Origin of the sequence: Shewanella sp. SR43-8 (genome assembly GCF_014163775.1) — a bacterium.
Classification (GTDB): domain Bacteria; phylum Pseudomonadota; class Gammaproteobacteria; order Enterobacterales; family Shewanellaceae; genus Shewanella; species Shewanella vesiculosa.
Window position 1 is genome coordinate 1 of record NZ_JACJDX010000023.1, and the last position, 24,209, is coordinate 24,209.

The 24,209-nt window shown below is 43.2% G+C and carries 40 protein-coding genes; 34 read left to right on the forward strand and 6 right to left on the reverse strand.

What is annotated here, in order from left to right; translation table 11 throughout:
• From H5114_RS19775 to rplQ, 29 genes are all read left to right on the forward strand, one after another.
• Nucleotides 1-70, forward strand: a 70-nt coding sequence (locus H5114_RS19775; protein WP_198552046.1) for a hypothetical protein, incomplete at its 5' end; no start/stop codon positions are given.
• A 352-nt stretch (nucleotides 71-422) separates the two neighbouring features.
• Nucleotides 423-734: a 30S ribosomal protein S10 gene (gene rpsJ / locus H5114_RS19780; protein ID WP_011635639.1), complete on the forward strand. Its 312-nt coding sequence runs from the start codon at nucleotides 423-425 to the stop codon at nucleotides 732-734.
• Between the two features lie 27 nt (nucleotides 735-761).
• Complete coding sequence (gene rplC / locus H5114_RS19785) at nucleotides 762-1,400, forward strand: 50S ribosomal protein L3 (RefSeq protein ID WP_101033710.1); 639 nt, start codon at nucleotides 762-764, stop codon at nucleotides 1,398-1,400.
• Between the two features lie 17 nt (nucleotides 1,401-1,417).
• A complete protein-coding gene (gene rplD, locus H5114_RS19790) occupies nucleotides 1,418-2,023 on the forward strand; it encodes a 50S ribosomal protein L4 (protein WP_011635641.1) in 606 nt (201 codons plus the stop codon).
• Complete coding sequence (gene rplW, locus H5114_RS19795) at nucleotides 2,020-2,322, forward strand: 50S ribosomal protein L23 (protein WP_011635642.1); 303 nt, start codon at nucleotides 2,020-2,022, stop codon at nucleotides 2,320-2,322. Before rplD ends, rplW begins: the two co-directional genes overlap by 4 nt.
• 16 nt (nucleotides 2,323-2,338) lie before the next feature.
• Nucleotides 2,339-3,163: a 50S ribosomal protein L2 gene (gene rplB / locus H5114_RS19800; protein ID WP_124017691.1), complete on the forward strand. Its 825-nt coding sequence runs from the start codon at nucleotides 2,339-2,341 to the stop codon at nucleotides 3,161-3,163.
• A 14-nt stretch (nucleotides 3,164-3,177) separates the two neighbouring features.
• A complete protein-coding gene (rpsS, locus tag H5114_RS19805) occupies nucleotides 3,178-3,456 on the forward strand; it encodes a 30S ribosomal protein S19 (protein WP_006083596.1) in 279 nt (92 codons plus the stop codon).
• A 15-nt stretch (nucleotides 3,457-3,471) separates the two neighbouring features.
• Nucleotides 3,472-3,804, forward strand: coding sequence for a 50S ribosomal protein L22 (rplV, locus tag H5114_RS19810; RefSeq protein WP_011635644.1), 333 nt, complete (start codon nucleotides 3,472-3,474; stop codon nucleotides 3,802-3,804).
• A 12-nt stretch (nucleotides 3,805-3,816) separates the two neighbouring features.
• The gene (gene rpsC, locus H5114_RS19815) at nucleotides 3,817-4,506 is read left to right on the forward strand and encodes a 30S ribosomal protein S3 (protein ID WP_124017690.1); all 690 of its coding nucleotides are present in this window, start codon (nucleotides 3,817-3,819) and stop codon (nucleotides 4,504-4,506) included.
• 11 nt (nucleotides 4,507-4,517) lie between these two features.
• Nucleotides 4,518-4,928 (forward strand): 50S ribosomal protein L16, encoded by a 411-nt coding sequence (gene rplP, locus H5114_RS19820; protein WP_124017689.1) that lies wholly within the window; start codon nucleotides 4,518-4,520, stop codon nucleotides 4,926-4,928.
• Nucleotides 4,928-5,119: a 50S ribosomal protein L29 gene (gene rpmC, locus H5114_RS19825; protein ID WP_006083592.1), complete on the forward strand. Its 192-nt coding sequence runs from the start codon at nucleotides 4,928-4,930 to the stop codon at nucleotides 5,117-5,119. Before rplP ends, rpmC begins: the two co-directional genes overlap by 1 nt.
• On the forward strand, nucleotides 5,119-5,367 hold the full coding sequence (rpsQ, locus tag H5114_RS19830; protein ID WP_124017688.1) for a 30S ribosomal protein S17: 249 nt from the start codon (nucleotides 5,119-5,121) through the stop codon (nucleotides 5,365-5,367). The genes rpmC and rpsQ overlap by 1 nt, the downstream gene beginning before the upstream one ends.
• A 177-nt stretch (nucleotides 5,368-5,544) precedes the next feature.
• Nucleotides 5,545-5,913 (forward strand): 50S ribosomal protein L14, encoded by a 369-nt coding sequence (rplN, locus tag H5114_RS19835; RefSeq protein ID WP_011635649.1) that lies wholly within the window; start codon nucleotides 5,545-5,547, stop codon nucleotides 5,911-5,913.
• A 10-nt stretch (nucleotides 5,914-5,923) separates the two neighbouring features.
• The gene (gene rplX, locus H5114_RS19840; protein ID WP_124017687.1) at nucleotides 5,924-6,238 is read left to right on the forward strand and encodes a 50S ribosomal protein L24; all 315 of its coding nucleotides are present in this window, start codon (nucleotides 5,924-5,926) and stop codon (nucleotides 6,236-6,238) included.
• A 13-nt stretch (nucleotides 6,239-6,251) separates the two neighbouring features.
• Nucleotides 6,252-6,791 carry a 50S ribosomal protein L5 gene (gene rplE / locus H5114_RS19845; RefSeq protein ID WP_011635651.1) on the forward strand — a complete coding sequence of 180 codons (540 nt, stop codon included), beginning with the start codon at nucleotides 6,252-6,254 and terminating at the stop codon, nucleotides 6,789-6,791.
• Nucleotides 6,792-6,801: 10 nt separating this feature from the next.
• Nucleotides 6,802-7,107 carry a 30S ribosomal protein S14 gene (gene rpsN, locus H5114_RS19850; protein WP_182723865.1) on the forward strand — a complete coding sequence of 102 codons (306 nt, stop codon included), beginning with the start codon at nucleotides 6,802-6,804 and terminating at the stop codon, nucleotides 7,105-7,107.
• A gap of 24 nt (nucleotides 7,108-7,131) precedes the next feature.
• A complete protein-coding gene (gene rpsH / locus H5114_RS19855; protein ID WP_124017686.1) occupies nucleotides 7,132-7,524 on the forward strand; it encodes a 30S ribosomal protein S8 in 393 nt (130 codons plus the stop codon).
• Nucleotides 7,525-7,534: 10 nt separating this feature from the next.
• On the forward strand, nucleotides 7,535-8,068 hold the full coding sequence (gene rplF / locus H5114_RS19860) for a 50S ribosomal protein L6 (protein ID WP_124017685.1): 534 nt from the start codon (nucleotides 7,535-7,537) through the stop codon (nucleotides 8,066-8,068).
• A 10-nt stretch (nucleotides 8,069-8,078) separates the two neighbouring features.
• Complete coding sequence (gene rplR / locus H5114_RS19865; protein WP_011635655.1) at nucleotides 8,079-8,429, forward strand: 50S ribosomal protein L18; 351 nt, start codon at nucleotides 8,079-8,081, stop codon at nucleotides 8,427-8,429.
• Between the two features lie 12 nt (nucleotides 8,430-8,441).
• Nucleotides 8,442-8,945: a 30S ribosomal protein S5 gene (rpsE, locus tag H5114_RS19870; RefSeq protein ID WP_011494651.1), complete on the forward strand. Its 504-nt coding sequence runs from the start codon at nucleotides 8,442-8,444 to the stop codon at nucleotides 8,943-8,945.
• Between the two features lie 6 nt (nucleotides 8,946-8,951).
• A complete protein-coding gene (rpmD, locus tag H5114_RS19875) occupies nucleotides 8,952-9,140 on the forward strand; it encodes a 50S ribosomal protein L30 (protein ID WP_011635656.1) in 189 nt (62 codons plus the stop codon).
• The gene (gene rplO, locus H5114_RS19880) at nucleotides 9,140-9,574 is read left to right on the forward strand and encodes a 50S ribosomal protein L15 (protein WP_124017684.1); all 435 of its coding nucleotides are present in this window, start codon (nucleotides 9,140-9,142) and stop codon (nucleotides 9,572-9,574) included. The genes rpmD and rplO overlap by 1 nt, the downstream gene beginning before the upstream one ends.
• 7 nt (nucleotides 9,575-9,581) lie before the next feature.
• Nucleotides 9,582-10,922: a preprotein translocase subunit SecY gene (secY, locus tag H5114_RS19885; protein ID WP_101084805.1), complete on the forward strand. Its 1,341-nt coding sequence runs from the start codon at nucleotides 9,582-9,584 to the stop codon at nucleotides 10,920-10,922.
• A 23-nt stretch (nucleotides 10,923-10,945) separates the two neighbouring features.
• Nucleotides 10,946-11,059 carry a 50S ribosomal protein L36 gene (gene rpmJ / locus H5114_RS19890; RefSeq protein WP_006083579.1) on the forward strand — a complete coding sequence of 38 codons (114 nt, stop codon included), beginning with the start codon at nucleotides 10,946-10,948 and terminating at the stop codon, nucleotides 11,057-11,059.
• A 117-nt stretch (nucleotides 11,060-11,176) separates the two neighbouring features.
• Entirely contained in the window at nucleotides 11,177-11,533 is a 357-nt protein-coding gene (gene rpsM / locus H5114_RS19895) for a 30S ribosomal protein S13 (protein WP_011635660.1), read from the forward strand.
• A 17-nt stretch (nucleotides 11,534-11,550) separates the two neighbouring features.
• Nucleotides 11,551-11,943: a 30S ribosomal protein S11 gene (gene rpsK, locus H5114_RS19900; RefSeq protein ID WP_011635661.1), complete on the forward strand. Its 393-nt coding sequence runs from the start codon at nucleotides 11,551-11,553 to the stop codon at nucleotides 11,941-11,943.
• 32 nt (nucleotides 11,944-11,975) lie between these two features.
• Nucleotides 11,976-12,596, forward strand: coding sequence for a 30S ribosomal protein S4 (rpsD, locus tag H5114_RS19905; RefSeq protein WP_124017683.1), 621 nt, complete (start codon nucleotides 11,976-11,978; stop codon nucleotides 12,594-12,596).
• A gap of 24 nt (nucleotides 12,597-12,620) precedes the next feature.
• Nucleotides 12,621-13,610 carry a DNA-directed RNA polymerase subunit alpha gene (locus H5114_RS19910; RefSeq protein WP_011635663.1) on the forward strand — a complete coding sequence of 330 codons (990 nt, stop codon included), beginning with the start codon at nucleotides 12,621-12,623 and terminating at the stop codon, nucleotides 13,608-13,610.
• A gap of 40 nt (nucleotides 13,611-13,650) precedes the next feature.
• Complete coding sequence (gene rplQ / locus H5114_RS19915) at nucleotides 13,651-14,046, forward strand: 50S ribosomal protein L17 (protein WP_011635664.1); 396 nt, start codon at nucleotides 13,651-13,653, stop codon at nucleotides 14,044-14,046.
• A gap of 1,099 nt (nucleotides 14,047-15,145) precedes the next feature.
• Here the strand turns inward: rplQ and ccmE are convergent.
• Genes ccmE through ccmA form a run of 5 tightly spaced genes read right to left on the reverse strand, consistent with a single transcriptional unit; the run spans nucleotide 15,146 to nucleotide 17,919 of the window.
• A complete protein-coding gene (ccmE, locus tag H5114_RS19920) occupies nucleotides 15,146-15,631 on the reverse strand; it encodes a cytochrome c maturation protein CcmE (RefSeq protein ID WP_124017681.1) in 486 nt (161 codons plus the stop codon).
• On the reverse strand, nucleotides 15,615-15,827 hold the full coding sequence (gene ccmD, locus H5114_RS19925; protein ID WP_124017680.1) for a heme exporter protein CcmD: 213 nt from the start codon (nucleotides 15,825-15,827) through the stop codon (nucleotides 15,615-15,617). Before ccmD ends, ccmE begins: the two co-directional genes overlap by 17 nt.
• The gene (locus H5114_RS19930; protein ID WP_124017679.1) at nucleotides 15,827-16,573 is read right to left on the reverse strand and encodes a heme ABC transporter permease; all 747 of its coding nucleotides are present in this window, start codon (nucleotides 16,571-16,573) and stop codon (nucleotides 15,827-15,829) included. The genes ccmD and H5114_RS19930 overlap by 1 nt, the downstream gene beginning before the upstream one ends.
• On the reverse strand, nucleotides 16,573-17,259 hold the full coding sequence (gene ccmB / locus H5114_RS19935) for a heme exporter protein CcmB (protein ID WP_124017678.1): 687 nt from the start codon (nucleotides 17,257-17,259) through the stop codon (nucleotides 16,573-16,575). The genes H5114_RS19930 and ccmB overlap by 1 nt, the downstream gene beginning before the upstream one ends.
• Before the next feature lie 9 nt (nucleotides 17,260-17,268).
• The gene (gene ccmA, locus H5114_RS19940) at nucleotides 17,269-17,919 is read right to left on the reverse strand and encodes a cytochrome c biogenesis heme-transporting ATPase CcmA (RefSeq protein WP_124017677.1); all 651 of its coding nucleotides are present in this window, start codon (nucleotides 17,917-17,919) and stop codon (nucleotides 17,269-17,271) included.
• Nucleotides 17,920-18,243: 324 nt separating this feature from the next.
• Between ccmA and H5114_RS19945 the strand changes: the two genes are divergently transcribed.
• Nucleotides 18,244-18,537 (forward strand): cytochrome c5 family protein, encoded by a 294-nt coding sequence (locus H5114_RS19945; protein ID WP_124017676.1) that lies wholly within the window; start codon nucleotides 18,244-18,246, stop codon nucleotides 18,535-18,537.
• 95 nt (nucleotides 18,538-18,632) lie between these two features.
• Here H5114_RS19945 and ccmI read toward each other — a convergent pair whose 3' ends face one another.
• On the reverse strand, nucleotides 18,633-19,886 hold the full coding sequence (gene ccmI / locus H5114_RS19950; RefSeq protein ID WP_182723866.1) for a c-type cytochrome biogenesis protein CcmI: 1,254 nt from the start codon (nucleotides 19,884-19,886) through the stop codon (nucleotides 18,633-18,635).
• 416 nt (nucleotides 19,887-20,302) lie between these two features.
• Between ccmI and H5114_RS19955 the strand changes: the two genes are divergently transcribed.
• Genes H5114_RS19955 through H5114_RS19970 form a run of 4 tightly spaced genes read left to right on the forward strand, consistent with a single transcriptional unit; the run spans nucleotide 20,303 to nucleotide 23,926 of the window.
• Nucleotides 20,303-22,273: a heme lyase CcmF/NrfE family subunit gene (locus H5114_RS19955; protein WP_124017674.1), complete on the forward strand. Its 1,971-nt coding sequence runs from the start codon at nucleotides 20,303-20,305 to the stop codon at nucleotides 22,271-22,273.
• 16 nt (nucleotides 22,274-22,289) lie between these two features.
• Nucleotides 22,290-22,844 (forward strand): DsbE family thiol:disulfide interchange protein, encoded by a 555-nt coding sequence (locus H5114_RS19960; RefSeq protein ID WP_124017673.1) that lies wholly within the window; start codon nucleotides 22,290-22,292, stop codon nucleotides 22,842-22,844.
• Nucleotides 22,844-23,326, forward strand: coding sequence for a heme lyase NrfEFG subunit NrfF (gene nrfF, locus H5114_RS19965; protein ID WP_182723867.1), 483 nt, complete (start codon nucleotides 22,844-22,846; stop codon nucleotides 23,324-23,326). The genes H5114_RS19960 and nrfF overlap by 1 nt, the downstream gene beginning before the upstream one ends.
• A 60-nt stretch (nucleotides 23,327-23,386) precedes the next feature.
• Nucleotides 23,387-23,926 carry a TlpA disulfide reductase family protein gene (locus H5114_RS19970; RefSeq protein WP_182723868.1) on the forward strand — a complete coding sequence of 180 codons (540 nt, stop codon included), beginning with the start codon at nucleotides 23,387-23,389 and terminating at the stop codon, nucleotides 23,924-23,926.
• Nucleotides 23,927-24,209: the final 283 nt, after the last annotated feature.

The following is a 24,209-nucleotide window of genomic DNA, read 5'->3' on the forward strand; positions in this document are numbered from 1 at the left end:
TTTACGTTTCGCTATCCGTGAAGGTGGCCGTACAGTTGGTGCAGGTGTTGTAGCTAAAATCATCGCGTAATAGCGACTTTAGTGAACACTAAAAAAGGAAGCTTAGGCTTCCTTTTTTATTTTTAAAATTTAATAATCAATGCTGGCATTCGTTCATAGAATGTGTAAAATGCGCCGCAGTTGATTGTAAAAAGACTTTTGAAGACTATTTACACAATGGGCTTGATCTTAGAAAGAAGATCTGTATAATTGCCCACTCGCTGACAAGTGTAGCGTAAATTATAATGTTTAACCAAATAGGTTACTCATTTTCACAGCGACTCCGATTGGGAGTCGAACGGTTAAATCATCTCGCTCTGCTTTTCCATTAGGAAGAAGCTAGAGGGTGATTTTTTATATGTCCATTTTAGGAGCTCTGGTCAATGCAGAACCAAAGAATCCGTATCCGCTTGAAAGGCTTTGATCATCGTTTAATTGATCAGTCTACAGCGGAAATCGTTGAAACTGCTAAGCGTACAGGCGCGCAGGTTCGTGGTCCAATTCCACTACCTACTCGCAAAGAGCGTTATACCGTTTTGATCTCTCCGCACGTTAATAAAGATGCTCGTGATCAGTACGAAATTCGTACCCACAAGCGTTTAGTTGACATCGTAGAGCCAACAGAAAAGACTGTAGACGCGTTAATGCGTTTAGATCTTGCGGCTGGTGTCGACGTTCAGATTAGCTTAGGTTAATTGAGATCCTTAGAAGAGGTTTGAGAGATGGCTATCGGTCTTATTGGTCGTAAAGTGGGTATGACTCGCATCTTCACTGAAGATGGTACGTCAATCCCTGTAACAGTAATCGAGATTGCAGGCAACCGTGTTACTCAAGTGAAAACTTTAGAAACTGACGGTTACCGTGCACTTCAAGTGACTACTGGTACCAAAAAAGCCAATCGCATCACTAAAGCAGAAGCAGGTCACTTTGCCAAGGGCGGCGTAGAAGCCGGTCGTGGTTTGTGGGAAATGCGTTTAGCAGATGGTGAAGGCGAAGGCATTGAAGTTGGTGCTGAAATTAATGTTGATATTTTCGCTGAGACAGTGAAAGTAGACGTTACTGGTCAATCTAAAGGTAAAGGCTTCCAAGGCGGTGTTAAGCGTTGGAATTTCCGTACTCAAGATATGACACATGGTAACTCTTTGGCACACCGTTCGAATGGTTCTATCGGTCAGAACCAAACGCCTGGTCGTGTATTCAAAGGCAAGAAAATGTCAGGCCATATGGGTGCTGAGCAAGTAACAACTCAAAATCTACACGTAGTACGTGTTGATGCAGAGCGTAACTTGTTGTTAGTACGCGGCGCAGTTCCAGGCGCTACCAATGGTGACTTGATTATCAAGCCAGCAGTTAAAGCTTAAGGTCTGAGGAGATAGTAATGGAATTGGTATTGAAAGACGCCCAGAGCGCTCTTGAAGTTTCCGAAACTACCTTCGGCCGTGACTTTAACGAGGCATTGGTTCATCAGGTAGTTGTAGCATATGCTGCAAACGCGCGTCAGGGCACTCGTGCTCAAAAGACTCGTGCGGAAGTAACTGGCTCAGGCAAAAAGCCTTGGCGCCAGAAAGGCACAGGCCGCGCTCGTGCCGGTAGTGTTAAAGGCCCAATCTGGCGTGGCGGTGGCGTAACATTCGCTGCTAAAACACAAGATCACAGCCAAAAAGTTAACAAGAAGATGTACCGTGGTGCTCTAAAGAGCATTTTCTCTGAATTGGTACGTCAAGAGCGTTTAGTTGTTGTTGAATCGTTTGGTGTTGAAGCTCCTAAAACTAAAGAGCTGAAAGCTAAATTGAAAGCAATGAACTTAGAAGACGTTCTAATTGTTACTGCAGAAGTTGATGAGAATTTATTCTTAGCAGCTCGCAACTTATACAAAGTTGACGTGCGTGACGTAGCGGGTCTTGACCCAGTTAGTCTAATTGCATTCAACACTGTTCTTGTTACTGCTGATGCAGTGAAGCAAATCGAGGAGATGCTAGCATGATCCGCGAAGAACGTTTGCTAAAAGTTATTCTTGGTCCACATATCTCTGAAAAGAGTACTGTGCTTGCTGAGAAAAACAACACTGTAGTTTTCCGCGTAGCCATCGATGCAACTAAAGCAGAGATTAAAGCTGCAGTAGCGAAGCTATTTGAAGTTGAAGTTGATTCTGTTCGCACTTTAGTTAATAAAGGCAAAACCAAGCGTACCGGTGGCCGTGTAGGTCGTCGTATCGATTGGAAAAAAGCTTATGTTACTTTAGCTGCTGGTGCTGAAATCGATTTCGTCGGCGGCGCTGAATAAGCAAAGGAGAATTATCATGGCAGTTATTAAGTGTAAGCCAACCTCTCCAGGTCGTCGCCACGTAGTTAAAGTGGTGAATACGGACCTGCATAAGGGTAAACCTTTTGCTGGCCTGTTGGCGAAAAAATCTAAAAGTGGTGGCCGTAATAATACTGGCCGTATCACTGTACGCCACGTAGGTGGTGGACATAAGCAGCACTATCGTATTGTTGACTTTAAACGCAACAAAGATGGTATCCCTGCGAAAGTTGAACGTCTTGAATACGATCCAAACCGTACAGCGCACATTGCGTTAGTACTGTATGCAGATGGTGAGCGTCGTTATATTCTTGCTGCAAAAGGCATGAAAGCTGGCGACCCAATCCAATCTGGCTTGGATGCAGAAATCAAGACTGGTAACGCTAGACCGTTACGCAACATTCCAGTAGGTAGTGTTGTACACGCTGTCGAAATGAAGCCTGGTAAAGGCGCTCAAATCGCACGTTCAGCTGGTGCTTATGTACAAGTTGTTGCTCGTGATGGTGCTTATGCAACTCTACGTCTTCGCTCTGGCGAAATGCGTAAAGTTCCAGTAGATTGCCGCGCGACATTTGGTGAAGTTGGTAATGCCGAACACATGCTACGCCAGTTAGGTAAAGCAGGTGCTAAGCGCTGGAGAGGCATACGCCCTACAGTTCGCGGTGTTGCAATGAACCCAGTAGACCATCCACATGGTGGTGGTGAAGGCCGTACTTCTGGTGGACGTCATCCAGTGAGTCCATGGGGTGTGCCGACTAAGGGTTATAAAACTCGTAGCAACAAGCGCACTGATAAGTACATCGTACGTCGTCGTAATAAATAGTAAGAGGATTCGCCATGCCACGTTCTCTCAAGAAAGGTCCCTTCATTGACCTGCACTTGCTGAAGAAGGTAGAGAAAGCGATGGAAGCGGGAGACAAAAAGCCAATTAAGACTTGGTCTCGTCGCTCAATGATCATCCCTAATATGATTGGGTTGACCATCGCTGTCCATAATGGTCGTCAGCACGTACCTGTGTTCGTAACTGACGAAATGATCGGCCACAAGCTTGGTGAATTTTCACCAACTCGCACTTATCGCGGCCATGCTGCAGATAAGAAAGCGAAGAAGCGTTAATACGGGAGGAATAAGATGGAAGTTTTAGCTAAACATCGTTTTGCTCGTACGTCTGCGCAGAAGGCCCGTCTAGTTGCTGATCAAATTCGCGGATTGCCTGTTTCTAAGGCGCTCGAGATTTTGACATTCAGCCCCAAGAAAGCCGCCGTACTAGTAAAAAAAGTACTTGACTCAGCTATCGCAAACGCCGAACACAACGAAGGTGCTGACATTGATGAGCTTAAAGTTGGAGCCGTCTTCGTAGATGAAGGCCCAACAATGAAGCGTATCATGCCACGTGCTAAAGGCCGCGCTGATCGTATCATGAAGCGTACCAGCCACATTACTGTGGTTGTAGCAGATCGCTAGGAGAAGAGAGCAATGGGACAGAAAGTACATCCTAATGGTATCCGTCTGGGTATCACTAAGCCTTGGATCTCTACCTGGTACGCAGATAAGTCAGACTATGCAAATAATCTGAACAGCGACTGGGAAGTGCGTCAATATTTAACTGAAAAGTTAAAAGCCGCATCAGTATCTAAGATTGTCATTGAACGCCCAGCGAAAAGCATCCGCGTTACCATTCACACTGCCCGTCCAGGTATTGTGATCGGTAAGAAAGGTGAAGACGTTGAAGTATTACGTGCACATGTGTCTAAAATCACTGGCACTACTGCTCAAATCAACATCGCTGAGATCCGTAAGCCTGAATTAGACGCTAAGCTCGTTGCTGACTCTATTGCTCAGCAGTTAGAGCGTCGTGTTATGTTCCGTCGTGCTATGAAGCGCGCAGTTCAAAACGCAATGCGCATTGGTGCTCAAGGTATCAAAGTTCAAGTGAGCGGCCGTTTAGGCGGCGCAGAAATCGCGCGTGCAGAATGGTATCGTGAAGGTCGTGTACCTTTGCATACTTTGCGTGCTGATATCGACTATTCAACCGCAGAAAGTCACACGCAGTATGGTGTGATTGGTATTAAAGTTTGGATCTTCAAAGGCGAAGTTCTAGATGGTTTAATCCCAGCTATTGAAGAGCCGAAGCAGCAACCTAAGCGTAAGCCTCGTGGTAAATAGGAGAAACTTTTATGCTGCAACCTAAACGTATGAAGTTTCGCAAGATGTTCAAGGGCCGCAACCGCGGTCTAGCGAACGGTACTGAAGTTAGCTTTGGTACTTTCGGTTTGAAAGCAGTCGGCCGTGGCCGTTTAACTGCACGTCAAATTGAATCTGCACGTCGTGCCATGACACGTCATGTTAAACGTCAAGGACAAATTTGGATTCGAGTTTTCCCTGACAAGCCAATTACCTCTAAGCCTCTTGAAGTGCGTATGGGTAAAGGTAAAGGTAACGTTGAATACTGGGTATGTCAGATTCAACCTGGTAAGGTTCTTTATGAGATGGGTGGTGTTCCTGAATCGTTGGCTCGTGAAGCCTTCGCTTTAGCTTCTGCTAAACTTCCTCTGAAGACTACCTTCGTAACTAAGACGGTGATGTAATGAAAGCGAGCGAACTAAGAGAAAAGAGCGTTGAAGAACTTAACGCTGAATTACTTGGTCTGCTGCGTGAGCAGTTTAACCTGCGTATGCAACACGCTACTGGTCAGTTGACTCAAACGAATCAGTTGAAACTAGTGCGTCGTAACATTGCACGTGTTAAGACCATTATTACTTCTAAGGCAGGTGCGTAATGTCTGATAAAATCCGTACTTTGCAAGGTAAAGTAATTAGCAACAAAATGGACAAGTCTATTACTGTTGCTATTGAGCGCCAAGTGAAACATCCTATTTATGGGAAGTACATTAAGCGTACTACTAAGATCCATGCACATGACGAAACTAATCAGTGTAATGAAGGCGATTTCGTGGCTATTAGCCAGTGCCGCCCTCTATCTAAGACTAAGTCTTGGACACTAGCTGAAGTAGTAACAAAAGCCTAATTTTTATTAGGTTAACGTAAACGGCTCCAGCATTTGGGGCCGTTTGTATTTTTTGCTATGCATTCCAAAAATGTGTGTTATACTTGCGCGCCAATTTTGAGTAAATTATTGCTTGATTTTGGTTCAAAATATACTCCCATAGTGGGATTGTGTAGTAACGATAGCGGAGCACTTGAAATGATCCAAATGCAATCGACTCTAGACGTCGCATGTAACAGCGGCGCACGCAGAGTTCAGTGTATTAAGGTCTTGGGTGGCTCTCATCGTCGTTATGCCGGTATCGGCGACATTATCAAAGTTTCTGTTAAAGAAGCGATTCCTCGCGCTAAAGCGAAGAAAGGTGATGTATATAACGCGGTGGTAGTCCGTACTAAGAAAGGCGTACGTCGTCCAGACGGTTCTGTCATTCGCTTCGATCGGAATGCAGCGGTATTGCTTAACGCAAACCTTGCACCGATTGGTACTCGTATCTTTGGCCCAGTGACACGTGAATTGCGTAATGATAAATTCATGAAAATTGTCTCGCTGGCACCAGAAGTACTGTAAGGAGCTTCAAATGGCAGCTAAAATCCGTCGTGAAGACGAAGTAATTATATTAGCAGGTAAAGACAAGGGTAGCCGCGGTAAGGTTTCTCAAGTTCTACCTACTGGTAAGTTAATTGTTGAAGGCCTCAATCTTGTTAAAAAGCACCAGAAACCTAACCCTCAATTGGGTGTGACTGGCGGCGTTATCGAGAAAGAAGCACCGATTCAAACATCAAACGTTGCGATCTTTAACCAAGCCACAGGCAAGGCAGATCGTGTTGGTTTCCGATTTGAAAACGGCCAAAAAGTCCGTTTCTTTAAGTCGAACAGCGAACTCGTTAAGTAATTTGGAGTAAACGATGGCGAAACTGCATGATAAATATCAAGAGACTGTAGTCGCTGAACTAGCTAAAAAGTTCGGTTACAGCAGTGTCATGCAAGTCCCTCGGATTGAAAAAATCACCCTAAACATGGGTGTGGGCGAAGCTGTTGCAGATAAGAAAGTTATGGAGCATGCGCTCCGTGACATGACTGCAATCGCTGGCCAGAAACCAATTGTAACTGTTGCTCGTAAATCAGTTGCTGGTTTTAAAATCCGTGAAGGCTACCCTATTGGCTGTAAAGTGACCCTACGCGGTGAGCGTATGTGGGAATTTTTAGAGCGTTTAGTTGACATTGCAATACCACGTATTCGTGATTTCCGTGGCTTAAGCGCAAAAGCGTTTGACGGTCGTGGTAACTACGCAATGGGCGTGCGTGAGCAGATCATCTTCCCAGAAATCGATTATGATAAAATCGATAAAATTCGTGGTATGGATATTGTTATCACTACTACTGCGAAGAATGATGAAGAAGGTCGTGCTTTGTTAGACGCTTTTAACTTCCCATTCAAGAAATAAGGGTAGCATAATGGCAAAAACATCTATGAAAGCACGTGAAGCAAAACGTGCGCAGCTCGTAGCTAAATATGCTGAAAAGCGTTTAGCACTTAAGGCTATAATCAGCAGCCCTACAACTTCTGAAGAAGATCGTTGGGATGCCGTACTTAAGTTACAAGCTCTACCACGTGATTCTAGCGCTGCGCGTCAACGCAACCGCTGTAATCAAACTGGTCGCCCACATGGTTTCCTACGTAAATTCGGCTTAAGCCGTATTAAATTACGTGAAGCAACCATGCGTGGTGAAGTTCCTGGTCTGCGTAAGGCCAGCTGGTAAGCACTTGTCACGGAGTAAGCTAATATGAGCATGCAAGATCCTATTGCGGATATGTTAACCCGTATTCGTAACGGCCAAGCTGCTAACCACGTATCTGTTAAGATGCCTTCAGCTAAGTTAAAAGTAGCAATTGCGAAATTACTTAAAGATGAAGGTTTCATTACTGAATACGCCGTAGCAGATGAAGCTAAGCCTGAATTAGAAATTACATTAAAGTACTTTCAAGGCAAACCAGTCGTTGAGACTATCCAGCGTGTAAGTCGCCCTGGTCTTCGTATTTACAAAGGTAAAGACGAGTTACCAAAGGTGATGGGCGGTCTGGGTATCGCAATTGTGTCCACTTCTAAAGGCTTGATGACTGATCGCGCCGCCCGCCAAAATGGCACGGGTGGCGAGGTTATCTGCTACGTAGCGTAAGGAGCTAGAAATGTCTCGTGTTGCAAAAGCACCAGTCACTGTTCCTGCTGGCGTAGAGGTGACTTTAAACGAACAGACCTTAACTGTTAAAGGCAGTAAAGGAAGTCTGACTCGAGTAATCAACAATGCGGTAAATGTTGTTATCGAAGATGCAGAAGTAAAGTTCCTACCTGTCGAAGGCGTTGCTAACGCTTGGGCTCAGGCTGGTACTGCACGTGCACTAGTAAACAATATGGTTGTTGGTGTATCTCAAGGTTTTGTGAAAAAACTTAAACTAGTTGGTGTAGGTTACCGTGCAAAGATTGCTGGTAGTGACTTAGATTTAACATTAGGTTTCTCACATCCATTAGTACACAAACTGCCCGCAGGCGTTACTGCAGAGTGTCCTAGCCAAACTGAAATCGTGCTTTCGGGCGTCGATAAACAAGAAGTTGGTCAGGTTGCTGCTGTCATTCGCGGATACCGTCCACCAGAGCCTTACAAAGGCAAGGGTGTTCGTTATGACGACGAAGTAGTACGCCGTAAAGAGGCTAAGAAGAAGTAGGTAACGCGATATGGATAAGAAAACATCTCGCTTACGTCGCGCGTTACGTGCACGTAAGAAGATCCAAGAGCTGGGCGTGAATCGTCTGGTTGTACATCGTACACCGCGTCACATTTATGCTCAGGTGATTAATCCTGAAGCTCAGGTGTTGGCAGTTGCTTCAACCGTTGAAAAAGCGGTTAAAGAGCTACTAAAGAGTACCGGTAACGTTGATGCGGCTAAAGCAGTAGGTAAAATTGTTGCTGAGCGTGCGATCGAGAAGGGCGTAGCAACAGTTGCGTTCGACCGTTCTGGTTTCAAGTATCATGGTCGTGTAGCTGCACTAGCAGATGCCGCTCGTGAAGCTGGCCTGAAGTTCTAAGGGGTTATAAAAATGGCTAAATTAGAAGCTCAGCAAAAAGACGATCTGCAAGAGAAATTGATTGCAGTTAATCGTGTTTCTAAAGTAGTTAAAGGCGGTCGTATCTTTAGCTTCACTGCACTAACAGTTGTGGGTGATGGTAATGGTAAGATCGGCTATGGCTATGGTAAAGCGCGTGAAGTTCCAGCTGCTATTCAAAAAGCAATGGAAAAAGCCCGTCGAAATATGGTAACCGTGGAGTTGAATGCAGGTACTTTGCATCACCCAGTTAAAGGTCGCCATACTGGTTCTAAAGTTTATATGCAACCAGCATCACAGGGTACCGGTATTATTGCCGGAGGCGCAATGCGTGCCGTATTGGAAGTAGCAGGCGTTCATAACGTTCTGTCAAAAGCATACGGTTCTACTAACCCGATCAACATCGTTCGCGCAACTGTCGATGCGTTGGTGCACATGAAGTCACCAGCTCAAATCGCAGCAAAACGTGGCCTGAATGTTGATGAAATTCGGGGGTAATGCACCATGGCTACTAAAACTTTAAAAGTCACACAGACTAAAAGCAGCATTGGTCGTTTACCAAAACACCGTGCAACCTTAACCGGTTTAGGCCTACGCCGCATTAATCACACTGTTGAAGTTGAAGATACACCTTCAGTTCGCGGTATGATTAACAAGGTGTACTACATGGTTTCGGTGGAGGAATTAGGATAATGCGTCTAAATACTCTATCTCCAGCAGCAGGTTCTAAATCTGCTCCTAAGCGTGTAGGCCGTGGTATCGGTTCAGGTTTAGGTAAAACAGCGGGTCGTGGCCATAAAGGTCAGAAGTCTCGTTCAGGCGGCGGTGTTCGCGTCGGTTTCGAGGGTGGTCAAATGCCACTTAAGATTCGTTTACCTAAGTTTGGCTTTACTTCGCGTCGCGCTTTGGTTACAGCTGAAGTTCGTGTACTCGAACTAGCAAAAGTTAACGGTGATGTTGTCGATTTGAATGCACTGAAAGATGCGAACGTTATTACTCGCAACATCCAGTTTGCGAAAATCGTTCTTTCAGGTACCATTGACCGCCCAGTGACTGTAAAAGGTCTCAAGGTAACTAAAGGTGCTCGTGCAGCTATTGAAGCTGCCGGTGGCAAGATCGAGGAATAATACGTCGATGGCAAAACCAGGACTTGATTTAAAAAGCGCGAAAGGCGGTTTATCTGAATTGAAAACTCGTCTTCTGTTCGTGATTGGTGCGATTATCGTCTTTAGAGCCGGTTCGTTTGTGCCAATTCCTGGTATTGACGCAGCTGTATTGGCAGAGCTTTTTGCTCAGCAAAAAGATACCATCCTTGGCATGTTTAACATGTTCTCGGGTGGTGCTTTAGAGCGTGCTTCTATCTTCGCATTAGGTATCATGCCGTATATTTCGGCATCGATTATTATGCAGTTATTGACTGTTGTGCATCCTGCACTCGCTGAATTGAAAAAAGAAGGCGAATCAGGACGTAAGAAAATCAGTCAATATACTAGATATGGCACACTCGTGTTGGGTACTTTGCAATCTGTCGGTATTGCAACAGGGTTACCAAATCTGATGCCTGGTCTTGTGGCCAATCCCGGATTTGGTTTTTACTTTGTTGCAGTTGTGAGCTTAGTTACAGGAACTATGTTCCTAATGTGGTTAGGTGAGCAAATTACCGAACGTGGTATTGGTAATGGTATCTCGATATTAATTTTCGCAGGTATTGTTGCTGGTCTACCATCGGCCATCGGTTCAACAGCCGAGCAGGCGCGTCAAGGTGACATGAATGTATTAGTACTACTGTTGCTCGCAGTTATCGTATTTGCTGTAACCTATTTAGTAGTGTTTGTGGAACGTGGTCAACGTCGTATCGTCGTTAACTACGCTAAGCGTCAACAAGGCCGTAAGGTCTTCGCAGCGCAAAGCACCCACTTACCTTTAAAAATAAATATGGCAGGTGTGATTCCACCAATTTTTGCTTCCAGCATTATTTTGTTTCCAGGCACACTGGCTCAGTGGTTTGGTCAAAATGAGTCCATGTCATGGTTAAGCGATTTCGCTTTAGCTGTGTCACCTGGACAACCGCTGTATTCATTATTGTATGCGACAGCAATCATCTTTTTCTGTTTCTTCTATACTGCGTTGGTTTTTAACCCTCGCGAAACAGCGGATAATTTGAAAAAGAGTGGTGCATTCATTCCTGGGATCCGTCCCGGAGAACAGACTTCGCGTTACATTGATAAAGTAATGACACGTTTAACCCTAGCGGGTGCGTTATACATTACCTTTATCTGCTTAATTCCGGAGTTCATGTTAATTGCGTGGAAAGTACAGTTCTATTTTGGCGGTACTTCACTACTAATTATTGTAGTCGTAATCATGGACTTCATGGCTCAGGTTCAGACCCATATGATGTCTCATCAGTATGAGTCTGTGATGAAGAAAGCTAATCTCGTTAACAAAGCAAACTTAGATCGCTTTGGAAAATAAGATTGCTTTTACGGAGTGATGAAATGAAAGTTCGAGCTTCCGTGAAGAAGATCTGCCGTAATTGCAAGATCGTCAAGCGTAGTGGTGTTGTACGTGTGATTTGTGTTGAACCAAAACACAAACAACGTCAAGGCTAAGAAAGAAGTTTGGTCAGCTCAATAATGGGCTGACCAAAATATTGTTTGCAAATCTGTCGTCTGTCGAGTATCCTTTCGGGCTTTTCGCAGATGGCCTTTAACTTTAAGGAGTGCATAGTGGCCCGTATCGCTGGCATTAACATTCCTGATCAAAAGCATACAGTCATTGCTTTGACTGCTATTTTTGGTATTGGACGTACACGCGCTAGAGCAATCTGCGCATCTACTTCAATTGCTGAAGATGCTAAGATCAAGGAATTGAGCGAAGCTCAAATAGATATCCTACGCGAAGAAGTCGCCAAATACACTGTAGAAGGTGACTTGCGTCGTGAGATTTCAATGAACATCAAGCGTCTTATGGATCTTGGTTGTTATCGTGGTCTCCGCCATCGTCGTAGCCTGCCCCTTCGTGGGCAACGTACTAAGACCAATGCGCGCACGCGTAAAGGTCCACGTAAGCCAATCAGAAAGTAACGGGAAGGTAAACCAAAATGGCTAAAGTTCCGTCACGTTCTCCGCGTAAGCGCGTACGTAAACAGGTTGCAGATGGCATGGCTCATATCCATGCGTCTTTCAACAACACAATTGTCACCATTACAGATCGTCAAGGTAATGCGTTGTCATGGGCTACCTCAGGTGGTTCTGGTTTCCGTGGTTCACGTAAATCAACACCATTCGCTGCACAGGTTGCTGCTGAGCGTGCAGGTATTGCTGCTCAAGACTACGGTGTTAAAAACCTTGAAGTTTTCGTGAAGGGTCCTGGTCCAGGTCGTGAATCAGCCATTCGTGCGCTGAACGCTGTTGGTTATAAAATTACTAACATTACCGATGTGACACCTATCCCTCATAATGGCTGTCGTCCACCTAAAAAACGTCGTGTATAACACTGCGTTTATAGGATAGTTGGAGAAAGATCATGGCAAGATACTTGGGTCCCAAGCTCAAGCTCAGCCGCAGAGAAGGTACAGACCTTTTCCTAAAAAGCGGTGTGAGAGCAATCGATTCGAAGTGTAAGCTAGAAACTGCACCTGGACAACATGGCGCACGTAAGCCACGTTTGTCTGAGTATGGTATTCAGTTACGCGAGAAACAAAAAGTTCGTCGTATTTATGGTGTGCTAGAAAAGCAATTCCGTAACTACTACAAAGAAGCTGCACGTCTAAAAGGCAACACTGGTGAAAACTTGTTGCAACTTTTAGAAGTCCGCCTAGATAACGTCGTTTATCGTATGGGTTTCGGTTCTACTCGTGCAGAATCACGTCAGCTAGTAAGCCATAAATCTGTTATGGTTAACGGTCGTGTTGTTAACATTCCGTCATTCAAAGTGTCTGCGAATGATGTTGTAAGCATCCGTGAAAAGTCACGTACTCAAGCTCGTATTAAAGCGGCTTTAGAAGTGTCTGGACAACGCGAAAAGCCTACATGGGTAGAAGTCGACAATGCGAAAATGGAAGGTGCTTTTAAGCGCGTTCCAGAACGTAGCGATTTGTCTGCGGATATTAACGAACAGCTGATCGTCGAGCTTTACTCTAAGTAAAGCTAACAAACAAGAGAGGACACAATGCAGGGTTCTGTTACAGAATTTCTTAAACCGCGTCTCGTTGATATTGAGCAGGTTAATTCAACTCGCGCCAAAGTTACACTAGAGCCACTAGAACGTGGTTTTGGCCATACCTTAGGTAACGCGTTGCGTCGCATCCTATTGTCGTCTATGCCTGGCTGTGCAGTTACTGAAGTCGAAATTGACGGAGTATTGCATGAATACAGCAGTAAGGAAGGCGTACAAGAAGATATCCTTGAGATATTGCTTAATCTTAAAGGATTAGCAGTGACCATCGAGGGTAAAGACGAGGCTTTGCTTACATTAAGCAAGTCCGGCACAGGCCCTGTTACAGCAGCAGATATCACGCATGATGGTGATGTTACCATCGTGAATCCTGATCATGTTATCTGTCACTTGACTGGTAACAATGATATCAGCATGCGTATCCGCGTTGAGCGTGGTCGTGGTTATGTGCCTGCTTCGGCTCGTGCACAAACTGAAGACGATGATCGCCCAATTGGTCGTTTGCTGGTTGATGCTTCTTTTTCACCTGTAGCTCGCATTGCTTATAATGTTGAAGCTGCTCGTGTTGAACAGCGTACTGACTTAGACAAACTTGTGATAGATATGACCACAAACGGTACTATCGATCCTGAGGAAGCCATTCGTCGTTCTGCAACTATTTTAGCTGAACAGCTAGATGCGTTTGTTGAACTACGTGATGTGACTGAGCAGGCTGTTGTAGAAGAGAAACCGGAGTTCGATCCGATTTTGCTGCGTCCTGTCGACGATTTAGAGCTAACTGTACGTTCGGCTAACTGTTTAAAAGCCGAAGCGATTCATTACATCGGAGATCTGGTACAACGCACTGAAGTTGAGTTGCTTAAGACCCCTAACTTAGGTAAGAAATCTCTTACTGAAATTAAGGATGTTTTAGCGTCTCGCGGACTGTCGTTAGGTATGCGTCTAGAAAACTGGCCACCGGCTAGTTTAGCTGACGACCTATAAGTCTCAGGTTAGTACAGATTTAGGTTATAAGGATTAGGTCATGCGCCATCGTAAGAGTGGTCGTCAACTAAACCGCAACAGCAGTCATCGTCAAGCTATGTTCCGTAACATGGCTTGTTCAATAGTTCGTCATGAGATTATCAAGACAACTGTTGCTAAAGCGAAAGAACTGCGTCGCGTTGTTGAACCTCTAATAACACTTGCTAAAGTTGACAGCGTTGCAAATCGCCGTTTAGCTTTCGCTCGTACCCGCGACGCTGAAGTTGTAGGTAAGTTATTTACTGAATTGGGTCCACGCTTCCAGGAACGTCCTGGTGGTTACACTCGTATTCTAAAGTGCGGTCTACGTACCGGTGATAAAGCCCCAATGGCTTACATCGAATTAGTAGGTCGTCCTGAAGCTGCTGAAGCTGTTGAAGTCGAAGCTGCTGAGTAATTAGTTACTCATCGAAAAAACCGAGCCTAGGCTCGGTTTTTTTTACTTTTTTTTGCCTGATTTTATTTTCCAATACTTGCTAGAGTTGGTTACAAGTTTAAGATTCTCAGCACTTCATGTTGTTCATTTCTTAAAATCATCTTTTTAGTCTTTTGCTACGACACTTCTGCATTCAATACTTCCTACGACACTTCTGCATTCAATACTTCCTACGACTTAGTGGCATACACCTACTAAGTTTATATCTTGCTTGGCTTATGGGTACCTGAGCAATCAGAGAGTTATATTCCATTATGTTAGGACATAATCAAGGTGCGGTAATTCCCCCAAGGTATCTGTGAGAAATATGTTTGTTTTACGTTTTTTTATTGATTTATCTCTCGATGTTATTAGTTCAGCTTCTTTAAAATGATTAATGATTACTGATTACTGATTACTGATTTACTGGTATCTGTCTGTGGTCTAGGTTTTGTTTTCTCCTAAACAGTTAACCCATAATGTTGCCTAATTTAGGTTGCTCTTGCTGTCGGTTTTTTCGAAACATTTTTAGGGTTTTAAGAAGCTCAATATTGATTATCAGTCTTAACCGACTTTGATTTGATCTAGTCTATTCAAGCAATAAAACCATTAATGACAAAGACTGTTGAATCAGCAACAATTGCTTTACTCAATGTTTTGTAAACCTAAGACACAACCGTGTTAGTTATTAATAGAGAAGTTGCAGGGCTTGCTTGGCGATAAGCTGGTTGTGGCTGTGTAGGCTTTGGGAAGCATCTTATTACAGCTAGTGAAGTTGGCATTAATGGAGGATCAAGTTTTGTTTGCGATTATGCCTCAATATAGCCCTATCTAATGTGCTGTGTTGAGTATAACCGCCACACCCTAGAGAAATTTAAAGCCTTTAAGCTACTCCCTAGTTTACTAGAGTTTCATTGTCGCGAAAGTAGATATTCTTGCTTCGGAGCACAAACGAGTTAAACATGGAAATCTTACCTACCACTTGAGATTGATTTACTTTTGAATTTGATTGTTTCTGTATCTACATAGTGTGTAAGCATAAAAAAAGCCTCCGAAGAGGCTTTTTTATTGCAGTTAAAGGTTATTTGTCTTCAAGCGCTTTTTGACTATAAGTCGGCTTTTCATGCTTTTGTCCCATAGCTTCAGCTACTTCAGGTGGCATATAGTTTTCATCATGCTTGGCAAGCACTTCCGTTGCCGCTAATTTTCCTGATTCTACTAATACACCTTGTGCGACGATCCCTTGACCTTCTCTAAACAAATCAGGTAACAAGTCATCATAAGTCACAACGACACTTCCGCCTGCTGAATCATGTACAGCAAACTCTACATATAAGCTGTCAGGATCTCGATTCATTGAGCCCATTGTAACCATACCGCCTACTCGGATTCGTTGTCCGACTTCAGGCAACACACCTGTGTCGTTTTTGCCGTGAGTAATCTCATATGGAGTATAGAATAAATTCAAATTTGAATTTAGTGCGTATAGCAATAATGAAGTAACGGCTGCAACGCCTGCAATTAATGTCACGGCGAGCGTTAATCTCTTTTTACGTCTTGGATTCACGGTTATTACCTCTTGTTTCTTTCAGGCGTTGTTCACGCGTTATCTTTTTAGCTATTTCAATTAGCACTTTACGCTTTTGTCTAATGCTTAGGGTGATCAATGTTGCCAAGCAGCCAATTGTTACACCATAGGATAACCAAACGTAAAATGCATAACCGCCCATATCTAAAAAATCTTTGAATGAATCAAATTGCATTATTTTGCCTCCTCTGCGGTTGCTAAGTCTCTCACCCAAGGGCGCATACCATTTCGAGCAAGAATTTCTGTTCTATAACGGACGAGGGTAATGGCACCAATCATCATACCAAAACCAACAATGTTTATTAGCAGAGGGTATAGCATATCCGTCGACATGGTAGACTTCTCTGTTATTCTGATGGTCGACGGTTGATGCAAGCTGCTCCACCAATCGACAGAGTATTTAATAATTGGAATATTAATTACGCCGACAATAGCGAGGATACCAGATGCTCTAGCCGCGAGGACTTTGTCTTCAAATGACGCATACAGTGAGATCACGCCTAAGTATAAAAATAATAATACCAATTCAGATGTAAGGCGCGCATCCCATACCCACCAAGCACCCCACATAGGTTTACCCCATGCAGCCCCTGTAAATAATGCAATAAAGGTGATCACAGCGCCTATCGGTGCAATGGCTGCTGCAGCCCAATCAGCCGATTTTATTTGCCAGACTAAACCTATGAATGAAGCAATTGCCATACCCATGTAAGCAGCCATAGACATTGATGCTGCAGGTACATGGATAAAGATGATACGGTAGCTATCACCTTGTTGATAATCGGTTGGGGCAAATAATAATCCCCAAATACTGCCAGTACCGACCATTAATATTGCAAGAATGCTAAACCATGGCAACAAGGTGCCAGACAATTTATATGCCCGTTCAGGGTCTGCGTAAGAATGAAGCCATTTCCACATTAGTTTGTACTCACTCGTAAAGAGGCGCCAATTGCGAAAGGTGCCAAGATTAAAGAACCGACCAACATAGCTGCAAGTATCGCAAGTTGACCATCGTAAGCCATGTTAAGTCCCGCAGCATCAATTGCACTGGTGGCAAAAATGAGTACGGGTATATATAAAGGCAAAATCAGTAAGCTTAGTAGCACTCCACCTTTTCGAAGCCCTACTGTAAGTGCTACACCTATTGCCCCAAGGAGCGACAATATTGGTGTGCCCAATGCTAATGTCAACATTAAGGCACCATAACTATTGCTCTCTAAATGTAATAGTACGGCCAGTAGTGGTGCGACTAAAATCAGTGGTACACCGGTTAGAATCCAATGTGCAAGTACCTTAGCTAATACCATCAATGCTAATGGTTGTGGACTCAGTAGCATTTGTTCTAGGCTACCGTCGTTAAAGTCTGCTTTAAATAAGCGCTCCAACGACAGCATTGATGCTAGTAAGGCCGCAACCCATATAATTCCTGGAGCTACTCTAGTAAGCACCTGAGATTCTGGTCCAATTCCTAGAGGGAAAAGAGTCACCACTAGGATAAAAAATAATAATGGGTTAAAAATATCTCCGCGATGACGAATTGCAATTCTTAAATCACGTTGTAGTAGCGTCATGAATGCTGCGGTGTAGCTGATTCCTCGTTTCATTCAAATACCTTATACAAAGCGATAGTCGAGAGTGATTTTGCGAAGCATAGCATTACTAATAATGCTCATATCCTGATGTGTTGTTAGTATCACACATCCACCCGACTCGGCATGTTGAATAAAAAGTTGTTCTAGTTCTTCTACACCTTTTTTATCAATTGCAGTAAAAGGCTCATCAAGGATCCATATTTTACAATTGCTGTATTGTAATCTTGCCAATGCTGTTCGTCGATGTTGCCCTGCTGATAAATGACCCGCAAGCGCCTCTTCAAAACCGGTTAAATTGACTTTGGCCAAAATAGCAGTGGTATCAAAACCATCATAGCCACTGATTCTTAAATTGAAGTTAAGATTTTCTTCTGCAGTGAGCTCACTTTTGACCCCTGCTAAGTGCCCTAGGTACAAGAGGTCATGGTTAAATTCATCCCTGCATCTATTGATGTTTTCACCACAATATTCGACATCTCCTGCATAGGGGCGTGATAAACCTGCAATTATTCGTAATAGACTGGTTTTACCTGCACCATTAGGACCCTCAATTTGGACAATATCACCCGCATTGATATTAAAACTCAGTTCGTCAAATAAAATCCGATCTTCACGAATACAGGTTAATTCGTTGGCACTTAATAGTACTTGTGATTGGTTTGATATGGTCACTTATCCCTCTTATTATGCGTGAGGATGAATTCGAAAAGATATTAACACAAACACTTTTACCGGTTTAGCTTTGTCATGATTAAGTGCTAGCAATTTGATATGGTTCCAAAAAAGAAGATATAGTTTGAACTTTTTTAATGATTGCTAATATATTACCTGAACTACACAGATTGTCTCGATTTAGAGCCTAAGCTGAGATTGTTATCACAAAAAGATGAGTTTTTTTGCTACTTGTAGTAATCTAGCCATTGCTAAAAATGAGTCTGCCTTCTAAATCAAAGGGCAGCGCTAAGCTTGGTATATTTGCAATTAGGAACGATGAATATGAAAAAATTGTTAGTAATGACTGCAGCAGCTGCATTAACTTTGTCTGCAAATGTATTTGCTCAAGAAGGTGAAGCTATTTATAACAAAGCGTGTCAAGTATGTCACAGCATGGGTGTGGCTGGTGCGCCTAAAGTTCATGATACTGCGGCATGGGAACCACGCCTAGCAAAAGGTTTAGATGCCTTAGTGGGTTCGGTTAAGTCTGGTTTAAACGCTATGCCACCAGGTGGCATGTGTACTGACTGTACCGATGATGATTACAAAAACGCAATTCAGTTTATGTCTAAGTAATTTTCAACTAGATCCAAAAACCGGCTTTAATAGCCGGTTTTTTTATGGGTAAATATCGGTAATGTTAAGCTATAACCTTACTGATGCTGCCATTGTTATTGCACTAAGGTATCGAGTGTTAATGTTGCATTATCACCCACCTTGAGCGTTTTTATCGTGCCCTTTAAGTCACCAGACTGTGGTTTAACACTGCCATTTTTTGACAATACTGCAATGATTTCGACTTCCTGAACTGAACTCAGTTTCACATCACCCCCCATGGACGTACTGTCATCTAGAGTGATCGTTACCGGTAAGTTACTTGCACTAATTTTAGTCGCCGCCAGCGGCACTTTAGGGCCTTGAGTTGCCCGAGCAAAAATAAACACTGTATCTGAATCAGATACTTTATCAGCTAACTCCGGTGCAATAGTTACTTCAATTTCGACGGTTTTTGCATTACTCGTCACTGCTGACTTTGGTGTAGCATCACCAGACATTGCACCTGATGCTTCATTAAGGCGCATATTCGCTGACTCAATGGCATTCATTAATGCTGTTTTGTCGACATCATTTCGATCGCTGTCTAGGATCATTTGCCAAGCATCGATAGCCTTCCGGTAGTTCGCAGTAAAGAACGCATCCATACCAACGAGAAGCAGTGTTGAGGGATCTTGTGGATCTAATGCTAAAGATTGCTCAATGATGGCTTGAATAGCCGGTGTCATCTGCTGATTCGCTTTATAGTAAAGTGCAGTAGCTTTAGGCCCAAGAAGTTCAGCTTGCGTACCGACTAATTGCATGACTTTATCGAATGCGGCAACGGCTTTATCATATTGGTTAGCAGATATATAAGCATGTCCAAGACTAAACCACGCCTGACTATCCTCTGGCTGTGCTTCCACTTTAGCTTCCATCATCTGTACGCGTTGCGACATGATTTGTGCTGTGTCCATACCTTGATGTGGATTGCTTGCTTGGGGAGGATTCGCTAATTCTTTATAAGCACCGAGGTGTTGATATAAGTAACCTGAAATGGCCAATATGCACAGGGTCATAAAAGCAGGCCATAAGGCGCTCTTTGATTTGATTTCTACGTCAAGAGAGTCGTCACCTTTTTGGCTCATGTCTTGAAGTAGATTTATCTCTAGTTCTTTTTTTAATGCCTCAAATTCGACTTGGTCTAATAGATCGTCATTCAATTCCTTTTCAAGAATGGTTATACGTTCGGCAAAAAGTTCAAGGTTAGTTTGTCTACGGACACCAGACTCTTCAGCTCGCAATAGCTTTTGTTGACGAAAATGTGGAACCCAAATCATGATTAGGCCAATAAGTACGACAAGCGCAATAAATATCCAAAATGTGGTCATTGTTTCAATATTCACTTTTAGGTTAACAGAGAAAGCGGCTATACCGCAGTGCTTGGAATCTTGATTATACGGAAAGATTATTAATTGAATAGTAATATAAGGAAGATATGAATCCAAATCCTGAGAGTTGCGTACTGGTTCACAGATTGAATTGTTTGTCTTACTAATAGCGAAACTTTGTTAAGGTAATTGTGTCAGACAGGTTGTCATAAATTTTCGTTTTGATTGAATAGATGCTCATAATGAGACTAGTGACCCAATTTTGTACGAAAATGGCAGACAGAAGCCATCGCAAGTTCTAAAATGCGTTAAAATTCGTTTAAGCTAATGTGCGTATATTAGTTTCACCGCATTAAATAGTGCTACCGTGATTTGTCTGTTTCAGATCCGCTAATTTTTTAGACTAAGGAATACCCATGATTCCAGAACTTGGACATTTCTCGCTAATTCTCGGTTTGGCTTTTGCCTTACTGCTAGCTAGCGTGCCGTTATATGGTTCCGCCCGTAAAGACCAGTATCTCGTTCGTTATGCCTGGCCACTAACATACGGAATGTTTTTTTTCATCAGTCTTTCGGTTATTGCGTTAGGGTATAGTTTCGCTGTCGATGATTTCTCTGTGGCTTATGTCGCACATCATTCTAATTCTCAACTTCCAATATTCTTTAAAATTGCGGCAGTGTGGGGCGGGCATGAAGGGTCACTATTATTCTGGGTATTTGCGTTGTCTGTATGGACCGCATCGGTAGCCTTATTTAGTAAGGGATTAGAAGAAGTCTTTACTGCAAGGGTGCTATCAGTATTAGCGATGATTGTTGTCGGTTTCAGTTTATTTATGATCCTAACATCAAGTCCATTTGAACGGATCTTCCCTATCCCGCTAGAAGGTCGAGATTTAAACCCAATGTTGCAAGATGTGGGCTTAATCTTCCATCCGCCAATGTTGTATTTGGGGTATGTTGGTTTCTCGGTCTGTTTTGCTTTTGCTATTGCGGCTTTAATGAGTGGCAGGCTTGACTCCGCTTGGGCTCGTTGGAGTCGTCCTTGGACATTAGCGGCATGGATATTTTTAACCGGTGGTATTTCATTAGGTTCTTGGTGGGCATATTACGAATTAGGTTGGGGCGGTTGGTGGTTCTGGGACCCAGTTGAAAACGCATCATTTATGCCTTGGTTAGTGGGTACCGCTTTAGTGCACTCATTAATTGTGACCGAAAAGCGTGGCGCATTCCGTAACTGGACCGTACTACTGTCTATTTTTGCTTTCTCTTTAAGTTTACTCGGTACCTTTATTGTACGTTCAGGCGTACTTACTTCAGTGCATTCTTTTGCAGCAGATCCAAGCCGTGGTTTGTTTATCTTGTTGTTGCTAGGTATTGCCATTGGTGGTTCATTAACTTTGTTTGCCTTCCGTGCAAGCGAAATGAGTAGCCCAGCTCGATTTGAGCTTAAATCGAAAGAAACCATGTTGTTAATTTGTAATGTGCTTCTGACTGTTTCAGCTGGTACTGTTTTATTGGGTACCTTGTATCCTTTACTCATTGACGCTCTAGGCATGGGTAAGATTTCTGTTGGTCCTCCATATTTTAATGCGGTATTTGTACCTATCGTGTTAGTGCTATTTGGCTTTATGGGAATTGGTCCAATTATTCGCTGGAAAAAATCTAAAGCCGGTGAAATTAAAAGACAGTTACTCATTCCAGCCATTATTGCTTTAGTTGTTGGGGTAGCGGCGCCATTTGTTGCTGGTGGTCAGTTTAATGCTTGGGTAATGTGCGGTGTCGCCGCGACAACATGGATCATGCTATCAACTTTCCGTGCCGCTTATAATATGGTGAGCAATAAAGAGGGTGGCATCAGTCTTAACCGAATCGGGCGTAGTCAGCTCGGCATGCTCTTTGCCCACTTTGGCATCGCGGTATCGGTAATGGGGGCAACAATTGTCTCTAATTATTCGATCGAGAAAAGCGTACGCATGGGACCTGGAATAAGCCAAGAACTAGCAGGTTATACATTTAAGTATTTAGAAACTAAAAATGTCGTCGGTCCTAACTATACTGCGCAACAAGGTCAAATTGAGATTTATAAAGATGATGAATTTATCACTTTATTAAAACCTGACCGTCGTCAGTACAATGTGCGCACTATGGATATGACTGAAGCGGGTATTGATTGGGGCTTGTTCCGTGACTTATATGTCACTATGGGCGACCCAATTAATTTAACTGAGTTTGCTGTGCGTCTTAACTACAAGCCGTTTGTACGTTGGTTGTGGTTTGGTTCGATCTTTATGATGATTGGTGGCTTCTTAGCAGCATCAGATAAACGTTATCGTGTGAAGCAAGTTGCTACAGAAGAAGCAGTAAAAGCAAAATTAGCGACAGCTTAATTAACTCGGAGACATTATGAAGAAGTTTGTACTGTTTATACCTTTGGTTATATTTTTAGGTATGGGCGTGTTTTTATATCAAGGATTATTTCTCAATCCTAAAGTGCTCGATTCTGCATTAGAAGGAAAGCCTGTCCCGGCTTTCCAGCTCGAGCGTTTGGAAGTACCTAGTGAAGTCTTGACTGAGAAAGATTTGCCCGCAAAAGTATTGATGTTGAACTTTTGGGCGACTTGGTGTCCAGCATGTAAATATGAACATCCTTATTTAATGATGTTATCTAAGCGTAATTTGTTACCTATATACGGCATCAACTATCGTGACGAACGAGCATTAGCTGTTAAAGAGTTAACGACTCAAGGCGATCCATACACAGTTAATATCTATGATAAGGATGGTCGCTTGGGCCTCGACCTTGGGGTTTATGGCGCACCAGAAACCTTCATTGTTGATCATAACGGTATTATTCGTTATCGCTATGCTGGTCCCATTGACCAAACGGTTTGGACACAAACCTTGTATCCGATGATCCAGCAATTACAAGCTGAAGCAAAACTTGATGGGGCATCGTAATGAAATATATATTTAAAATGATGTTGGCTTGTACTAGTTTACTTTTTTCTCTGAACGTATTGGCTACTCCAGTCGATACCTATGAGTTTAAATCAGTAGATAATCAGCAAAGGGCCTTGTCACTCGCACATCAGTTGCGTTGTCCACAGTGTCAGAATCAAAACTTAGTCGATTCAAATTCTCCTGTTGCGCAAGATTTACGTCTTGAAGTCTATAAAATGGTAGATAATGGCAAGTCAGACTCAGACATCATCGAATTTATGACTAGTCGCTACGGTGACTTTGTTTTGTATAATCCTAAGTTAGACTCAAAAACCTACCTTTTATGGCTTGGTCCATTTGGGTTACTTATTTTGGGACTGTTTATTGGCTTTATCTTTGTGCGAAAACAACGGATCCAAGCAACAGAATCGACAACTTTGTCGGCAGAGCAGCAAGCCGAATTAGATGCGTTATTAAATCGTAATAAAGCGGCTAAATAACAGATTGGAGTATTAACTTTGAAACAGTGGTTTGCGTTTATCTTCACTAGCTTCTTTCTTATGGTTATTGCAAGTGGTGTTAATGCATATCCCGGCATGCAAGCTGCGGCTGAGCAAACCACTGATTCAACGCTTGAGCGAATCAATATATTGCCGCAGCCATTTCCGGTAGCGCTAGTCGATTTTAGCGATATCGTTGGTGAGCCGGTTAACTTTGACCAATATAAGGGCAAAGTCGTCGTTATTAATCTTTGGGCTACTTGGTGCCCACCCTGTGTCAGAGAACTTCCTGCACTCAACCGATTAGATCAAACTCTAGATGCTGCACATTTTGCACTATTACCTATTTCGATTGATGCTGAAGCCGTGGCTATTGTGCAACCATTTTTAGAATCCCTTGGTTTACCCACATTTAACTCGTATTTTGATCCGCAACAACGACTACGTGATGTTTTCCCACTGGATACCATTCCTGCGACATTTATCTTAAATGAACAAGGTGATCTGGTGGCTTATGTGCGTTCTTATGTCGATTGGGATGATAAAAATGTCATTAGCTTTCTTGAACAGTTTCGTAAAGGCACTAAAAAAGTACAATAAATAGTCATAATATGACTTAAAATACGAAAAAGGATCGCTTTTGGTGAAAAGATCGCCAAGCGATCCTTTTTTGTTTAAAAAGGCCTTGCACTAAATCTTAAGCTGCCTATAATGCGCATCCACTGACACGGCAGACAGCGAAAGCGGTTACCGAGTTAGGTTGAATTAAGTGCTTCAAAACACTGGATTCAAGGCGAAAAGAAAGTTTGAAAAAACACTTGACGCCGACACGGGAAAGCGTAGAATACGCACCCCAAGCCAACGACCTAGCGTCTTACGGCGA